At 65.5% G+C, this 6,549-nt stretch carries 5 protein-coding genes and 1 pseudogene; 5 read left to right on the top strand and 1 reads right to left on the bottom strand.

What is annotated here, in order from left to right:
* The 5 genes and pseudogenes from LQ952_RS15140 to LQ952_RS15120 form a co-directional block, all read left to right on the top strand.
* On the top strand, positions 1 to 2,719 hold a 2,719-nt coding region (locus LQ952_RS15140; RefSeq protein ID WP_238623457.1), incomplete at its 5' end, for an ATP-binding protein.
* Positions 2,716 to 3,339, top strand: coding sequence for a condensin complex protein MksE (locus LQ952_RS15135; RefSeq protein WP_238623456.1), 624 nt, complete (start codon positions 2,716 to 2,718; stop codon positions 3,337 to 3,339). The genes LQ952_RS15140 and LQ952_RS15135, both read left to right, overlap by 4 nt.
* Positions 3,336 to 4,583: a hypothetical protein gene (locus LQ952_RS15130; protein WP_238623455.1), complete on the top strand. Its 1,248-nt coding sequence runs from the start codon at positions 3,336 to 3,338 to the stop codon at positions 4,581 to 4,583. The genes LQ952_RS15135 and LQ952_RS15130 overlap by 4 nt, the downstream gene beginning before the upstream one ends.
* The gene (locus LQ952_RS15125) at positions 4,580 to 5,506 is read left to right on the top strand and encodes a DUF7281 domain-containing protein (protein WP_238623454.1); all 927 of its coding nucleotides are present in this window, start codon (positions 4,580 to 4,582) and stop codon (positions 5,504 to 5,506) included. Before LQ952_RS15130 ends, LQ952_RS15125 begins: the two co-directional genes overlap by 4 nt.
* An 84-nt stretch (positions 5,507 to 5,590) precedes the next feature.
* Positions 5,591 to 5,820: pseudogene (locus tag LQ952_RS15120) on the top strand (hypothetical protein); the annotation flags it as partial.
* Between the two features lie 212 nt (positions 5,821 to 6,032).
* On the opposite strand, the gene LQ952_RS15110 reads toward LQ952_RS15120, so the two are convergent.
* The coding region (locus LQ952_RS15110; protein WP_238623453.1) for an EAL domain-containing protein at positions 6,033 to 6,549 on the bottom strand (517 nt) is incomplete at its 5' end.

Raw genomic sequence — 6,549 nt, 5'->3', positions numbered from 1 at the left:
CCGGATCAGCGAACTGGACAGTGAGTTGAAGCGGACTCGCCTTGAGCTCGATGACCTGCAGCGCCGGTTCGAGGCCTTCAAGGAGGCCGATATGCCCGGGCTTGAGCGTGACCTCCAAAGCCTGCCCGATTGGCGCGAGGAGCTTCAGCAGCTGCGCGAGCACCTGGAACTGATGCAGCAGGCGGCCCAGGAGAGCAAGGCGAACCTGGATGCGCGGCTGGTGGAGCTTGGCGATCTGCTCGAACGGCGCAGCGAGGAGACCCAGGCCCGTATCGATGCCCTCGACAAGGAGAAGGAAGCCTGCCGCCAAGCCCGGGATGAACAGGCACACTGCCTGGAAGCCGACCATCAGGGTCGCCGAAGGGCGCTGGACGATGATTACCGCAGCCGCCTGGATGAAGGCGCCACGAGGCTTGCCGAGCTCAAGGCCCGGCTGGCCCATGACGGCCAGACGACGGAGGAGGCCCGCGAGTCCGAGCAGGCCCAGGCCCGGGTGGATCAGGCTCAGGATGAACAGAATGCCGCCGCTGGCGCGGTGGAGGCGGTGCGCATCGAGCTTGATGATCGCAAGCGCGAACGCGAGGGCGCCGAGGGGGATCTGGAGCTTGCCCGTCAGCAGCGTTCCCGGTCCCAGCTGCGGCTTGACGGGTTGCTGATCCAGCGTGACCCCGCCCAGGGCAGCCTGCGCCACTTCCTGCGCCATCATCGTCCCGGCTGGGAGCAGAGCCTGGGCAAGGTGATCGCTCCGGACCTGCTTGAGCGTCGCGACCTGGCCCCGCAGTTCAACGACGATGGCAGCGACGATCTTTACGGGTTGGTGGTGGATCTCGCTGCCGTTGCCCTGCCGGACCATGCCCGGGACGAGGCCACCCTGCTGGCCGAGATCGATGCCGCCCAGCAGGCGCTGGATCAGGTCCGCAAGGCCGAGGAGGTTGCCGAAAAGGGGCTCAAGTCCCGTCACGAAAAAGTGCAGGACGCCTCCGCCCGGCTGGATCGTGCCCGCGCTGCCCATCGCCGCGCCTGCGAGGAGACGAACTACGCCCAGCAGGCGCGCAGCCAGTGCCGGGAGCGCCACGAGGCAGCCCGCAAGGCACGCCAGGCCGCCTGCCGCCAGGCCCTTGATGAACAGGAGGCCTCGCAGCAGGCGTTGAACCAGGAGCGGGAACAGGCCCTGCAGGCGCTGGCCGATGCTCACCGTACCCAGCGCCAGGCCTTGAGCGACGAATTCAAGGGGCGGCTTGCCGGCTTTGATGAGCAGATCGCCCAGTACCGTGGCCAGTTGGCCGAGTTCAAAGAGGAGAATCGCCGTCAGCGCAAGGAGCTCGAGGCGGCCTTCGAGCGTGAACTGGCCGAGCAGGGTGTGGATACCGCCAGCCTCAACGAGACCCGCTCACGCCTCAAGGCACTGGAACAGCGTATTCACCACACCGAGGGGCGTCGCGAGGAGCTCGAGGCCTACACGCGCTTCATGCGGGTGGAGTGGGGCGAGCGCAAGCCGCATCTGGTGGCGCGTGAGGCCGAGCTGAGCCGTGAGCATCAGGGCGCCGTGCGCGAGCGCGAGCACCTCAAGCAGCAGTTCGACACCGCGCGCCGGGAGTACCGGGAGGCGGTCGCCGATCTGGAGAAGCAGCGTAGCGCTGAACAGCAATTGATCGACACCCTCGCGCCGCTGCTCACCCGGCTGGATGCATTGCACCTGGGACAGGCACCGGCCTCCCAGGGCGAGGCCCCGGGGGATGCCAGCGAGCGCATCGAACGTGTCCGCCAGGCGCTGACCGACCATGCCCGCACCCAGGATGAGCTGCGCCGGGGCTGCGAGAAGATGGAGTCCGACCTGATCAAGGGCGCCAGCACCGATTTCCAGGAGACCCTGGAGGCAGAGCGAACCCGGCTTGAAGACACCAGCCCCCGCCGCCTGCTGGGGGTGCTGGCCGGCATGCTCCAGTTGCTGGAGGGTCGGCAGGAGCAACTCCAGCAGGAAGGACGCAACCTGGGCGACGACCTGGACAAGTTCTTCACCGTGTTCCGCGACCTCAACCGACGCATCAACGCCCAGAGCCGGCGTCTCTCCGATGAGGTGGCCGATGATCTCAAGCTGGAGGGTATTGGCCGCGCCGAGGTGAAGATCCAGTCCACCATTGATGAGCTGGGCTTCTGGGAGCCGCTCAAGCGCTTCACCCAGCACTACCGCGACTGGCGCGACTCCGGCCGGCCGCTGCCTGGGGATGACTACCTGGACGCCCTGGCCGACGTGGTGGAGCTGTTGCGCAGTGACCAGCAGTACAGCTTCGAGAGCCTGCTGCGGCTGGAACTGCATCTGAACGAGGGCGGTACGGATCTCGTGATCAAGAGCGACCGCCAGCTGCTGGAGTCCTCCAGTCACGGCATGGCCTATCTGATCCTTTGCAAATTCCTGCTGGCCTTCACCCGTTTGTTGCGCGGTGACGCCCAGGTGACCATCCACTGGCCCATCGATGAGATCGGCACCCTGGCCTATCACAACGTGGAGAAGGTCTTTGATGCCTGCGACAATAACCGCATCCATATCGTCGGCGCCTTCCCCAACCCGGAGTCGGACGTGCTGCTGTTGTTCCTCAACCGCTACCTGATCGACCGTGACGAGGCTGACCCGGCCAAACGCCGGCTCAAGCGCATCGAACCGCGCCTGAGCCGTCTGGCCCAGCGCCTGCAGGCCCGCGCCGAGGCGGTGACCCCATGATCGAGCACGGCCCCCTGCTGGAGCGCCTGCTGGCCGGCGACTTCATCTGCGCGGTGAGTGACGAGACCGCATTCCGTCATCTGCAGGATGAGGCGATCCGTGAACGGATCGACGCCTATCTGCGTCCGCTCAACCGTCGGCTGGCCACCAACACCGATGCCAGCGTCTATTTCCTGGCCTGGCTGCGGCTCGACGAGTCGGCCCGGGAGCAGCTCTCCCGCCAACTCGGTGACACCGTGGGCAGCCTGATGCCCATGCTGGAGTGGTTGCAGCTGGTGCAGGAGGCGCTGGGCCGCGATGGCCTGGCGGCCCCCGGTGACGTGCTCAAGCCCGCCGACTTCAGCTCCCGTTGCGAAGACCATCAGGGTCTGCGTGAGCGCCTGGAGCGGTTGGCCTCCGATCCCTTCTTCGGCTCCCAGAGCGACCAGCTGGACGCCCAGCTCAAACAGGTCTTCAAGCGCCTCAAGGAGCATGGTTACCTGCAGCAGCCCCACGCCGAGCGTCAGTACTACGTGGTGACCGGCAAGATCGACTACCTGATCGACCTGGTGCGATTCATCCGCGACGAGGAGAATCTGCCCATCGACGATCAGACGGCCACTCAGCAGACCCTGCTATGAGCACCAGCGACCCCCATGCCCTGGAGAGCCGGCTGGTCAGCGCCGGTGTGGAGCGCCTGGCGCTGCTGGGCAAGCACGCCGAGACACTCATGGCCGGCTACACCTGCGACGAGGTGCCTCTGGAGGGGCTGAGCACCACTGCGCTGAACCGCCTGTTGGCGGCGCGCATCCTGTGGCGGCCGGATGAGCAGGGCGGCGTCAAGCTGGCCCCCAAGGTGCGTGAACTGATTGCCGAGATGCTGGCCGACGAGACCCGTCGCCACGTCAATGCCGACGTGGCCGAGACCCTCGAACTGGTGCGCACGCTGGTGCAGAGCTACCGCGAGGCCCGGGATGCCGGTGAGTACTGGCGCCAGGAGCAGCAGCTTCTGCGTCTGCGCCAGGAGGTGGATGATCTCAATGGGCGCTTTGCCGACGCCATCGACAGCCTGTGGCGGCGGCTCAATAGCGACTTCGGTTTCGTCAGTCGCCTGGGCGACAAGATCCGCGAGAACGAGCGCGCCCAGAAGCAGATCGTGCGTCTGCTTGATGGCCTGGCGCTGATCGACTTCGATGAACTCATCGAGCTGGTGGGCAGCGATGGTGCCCTGCGCAAGCTGCTGGTCAGTGGCCTGCAGCAGCAACTCACCCACCACTTCACCAGTCTGCGCGAGGTGCAGCGGCGGCTCATCGAGCTGATGGCGCGCTTCCGTCAGCAGCAGTCGCGCAGCCGCCTGGTGGCCGGCATGGTCGGCTTCCTGCGCGAGCACCCCAACTTCGTACCCGGCAACTACGCCCTGCGCAGCGAGGTGCCGGAACTGATCAACCGGGCGGCCCCCATCATGCCCGCGGGGGCCGTGGCCCTGGACCACGATGCCGATGCCCGTCTGGTGGCCGAACTGCTCCACCGTCTGCCCCGGCCTGCGTCACGCCCCGAGGCGGTCACTGCCGCCGGCGCTGCCCAGTTGCCCGAGGACACCCGGGTGGCCGCGCGCCAGCAGGCTCTCAAGGAAGATGTGGAGGGGTTCTATCTGACGGTGGTGGATCACGACGGCGAGGGGCTCAGTGCCCTGGAATATCTGCAGGGCAGCGATCTGGAATGGGATGCGGAGATCTGGCTCTTCCAGGTGATCTCCGAGTATCAGGGCCTGCCCCGAAGCGAGCAGCGCGCCTTCCGGCTGCGTCAGGTGGAAACCCAGGCCAGCCCCTTTAATCATCTTTACCTGATCCACGACGTCCAGTTGCAATTGGCGCCGCCGGCATGAGCCTGTCACCGGGTGCCTACAGGCTGCTGCGTGAGGTGCGCAAGAAGCTGTTGCACGAGCCCGGTGTGGCCAAATCCCGCGGTGGCAAGGTCATGGCGGAGATCGAGGCCTGGTGCCATGAGCACGACATGGTGCTGGGCATGCGCTGTTCCACCCGTACCTTGCGCTTCGACCGCGAACTGCTGGCGCAGATCGAGGCCACCCTGGTGGCCTCGGGGCTGCCGTCCATCGACGCCAACCTCAGTGGCCTCACCACCGCCGAACAGGCCCGCCACGGCAACCGCGAGGAGAAGGGGGTGCGGGAGAATCCGCGGGACCATCGCGTGCTGGCCAGTCTGCCCGCCGGTTCAGCGCGGCCCGGCATCGCCGCGACGCCCCGCCATGTCCATGATCTGGACTGGCGGCAGATCCAACTGTCTGCCTTCGACGTGCTGGTTCAGGTGGAAAACCTGGACAGCTTTTACGGCCTGGCGCCCGATCTTCCGGCGTTGACCTCCTGGCCCCGCCCGCTGCTGCTCTATCGTGGCGACAGCCATTATGGCGGTGGTTTTGGCAGGCTGGCCCAGGCCTGGGCGGGCACACTCAAACCGCATGTCTACTTTGGCGACTTCGATGCGGCCGGGATTCGCAACGCACTGAGCAGTGGCGCAACCGATCTGCTGCTGCCCTCCATCACCTGGCTGGCCGAGCGCGCCACGCCCGAGCATCTTCCGGCAGAGCAGCAGCATTACCAGTCGGCCCTGCATGACTACATGGCCCGTCTGCCCGCAGGACACCCCCTCACCGACTATCTGGCCATCCTGCTGGAGCAACAGCGCGGCCTGCGCCAGCAGTGGTTCGATGGGCAACTGGTCGTCGTGCCTTTGGGTGCGATCCGATCAGACGCCGACTCCCGTGATTGTCATATCCACATTCCGCGATGATTGGGCTCTGTCCGCCTGCATGCGGCTCTTGAGGCCCTGCAACCCCGATACCCTGAATTAATCAAGCTTCGAACCTATGTCTTCATGGGTTCCCTTCAGCCGCAGCTGGCAGAGTACATGGCCCGAAGGCCACGCGGGTGCGCCTGGCCCAGCAGGTGGTGGAGCGGGCCTGTGGCTCCATGGTCATTCACCAGCGGGATCAGGGCGACCGGGAAAACTGCCGGGTGGCCTGGCAGGAAGTGATTCGCGGCATCACGCCGGATCATGGCTTGCTCATCAACCGCCAGAACCGTCGTGGTTCCATGATCTTGCCGGGCCCGGCGCAGACCAGTCCTCCCCCCAGCGGACACGCCAGATGACGTCATCCTCGCGATCACGCAGTTCGTCGGTCACGTAGGAGCCGCTGACCTTTTCGAGGTTGGTGAAGTCGAGGCAGTGGCGACGCGCACGCTACCCGATGGCGCAAGAATGTACTTCCAGCACAATGGCAGCGTGCCCCCACAGCTGTGGGGTGACCAGGATGCGGTCAGGAATCGTCAGGATCCAGGGCTTTCGACTGCAGCAACAACCGCTCCACCTCCTCGGCCGGTATGGGTCGGCTGAACAGGTAGCCTTGTCCCTGCACGCAGCCATGATCCAGCAGGAAGTCCCGTTGCACGGTGTTTTCGATGCCCTCGGCGATGACCTTCATGCCGAGGGTCTCGCCCAGTCCGATGATGGCGCGGATGATGGCGGCGTCCTCGGGATGATTGGCGGGGTCTTCTTCCATGTCGGAGACGAAGGATCGATCGATCTTGATGGCGTATACCGGCAGGCGCTTGAGGTAGTTCAGTGATGAGTAGGCGGTGCCGAAGTCATCAATGGAGATGCGCACCCCATGATCGTTGAGTTCGGTCAAGGTGCCTATGGTCTGTTCAATGGAACTCATGGCCGCGCTTTCGGTGATTTCGATCTCCAGATCGCTGGCCTCCAGACCGGTATCGGCCAACGCGCCGAGAATGCGTTCAACCACGCCGGGCTCCCGTAACTCACGTGCTGACAGG

Source organism: Ectothiorhodospira lacustris (assembly GCF_022227785.1).
In the GTDB taxonomy this organism is placed as follows: domain Bacteria; phylum Pseudomonadota; class Gammaproteobacteria; order Ectothiorhodospirales; family Ectothiorhodospiraceae; genus Ectothiorhodospira; species Ectothiorhodospira lacustris.
Note: the sequence above shows the minus strand (reverse complement) of the source record. Positions and strands in the feature narration are given on the sequence as shown.

Bases quoted from the DNA above. Each gene is read 5' to 3' on its own strand.
- LQ952_RS15135 (WP_238623456.1), top strand. From the start codon at position 2,716: ATGATCGAGCACGGCCCCCTGCTGGAGCGCCTGCTGGCCGGCGACTTC.
- LQ952_RS15130 (WP_238623455.1), top strand. From the start codon at position 3,336: ATGAGCACCAGCGACCCCCATGCCCTGGAGAGCCGGCTGGTCAGCGCC.
- LQ952_RS15125 (WP_238623454.1), top strand. From the start codon at position 4,580: ATGAGCCTGTCACCGGGTGCCTACAGGCTGCTGCGTGAGGTGCGCAAG.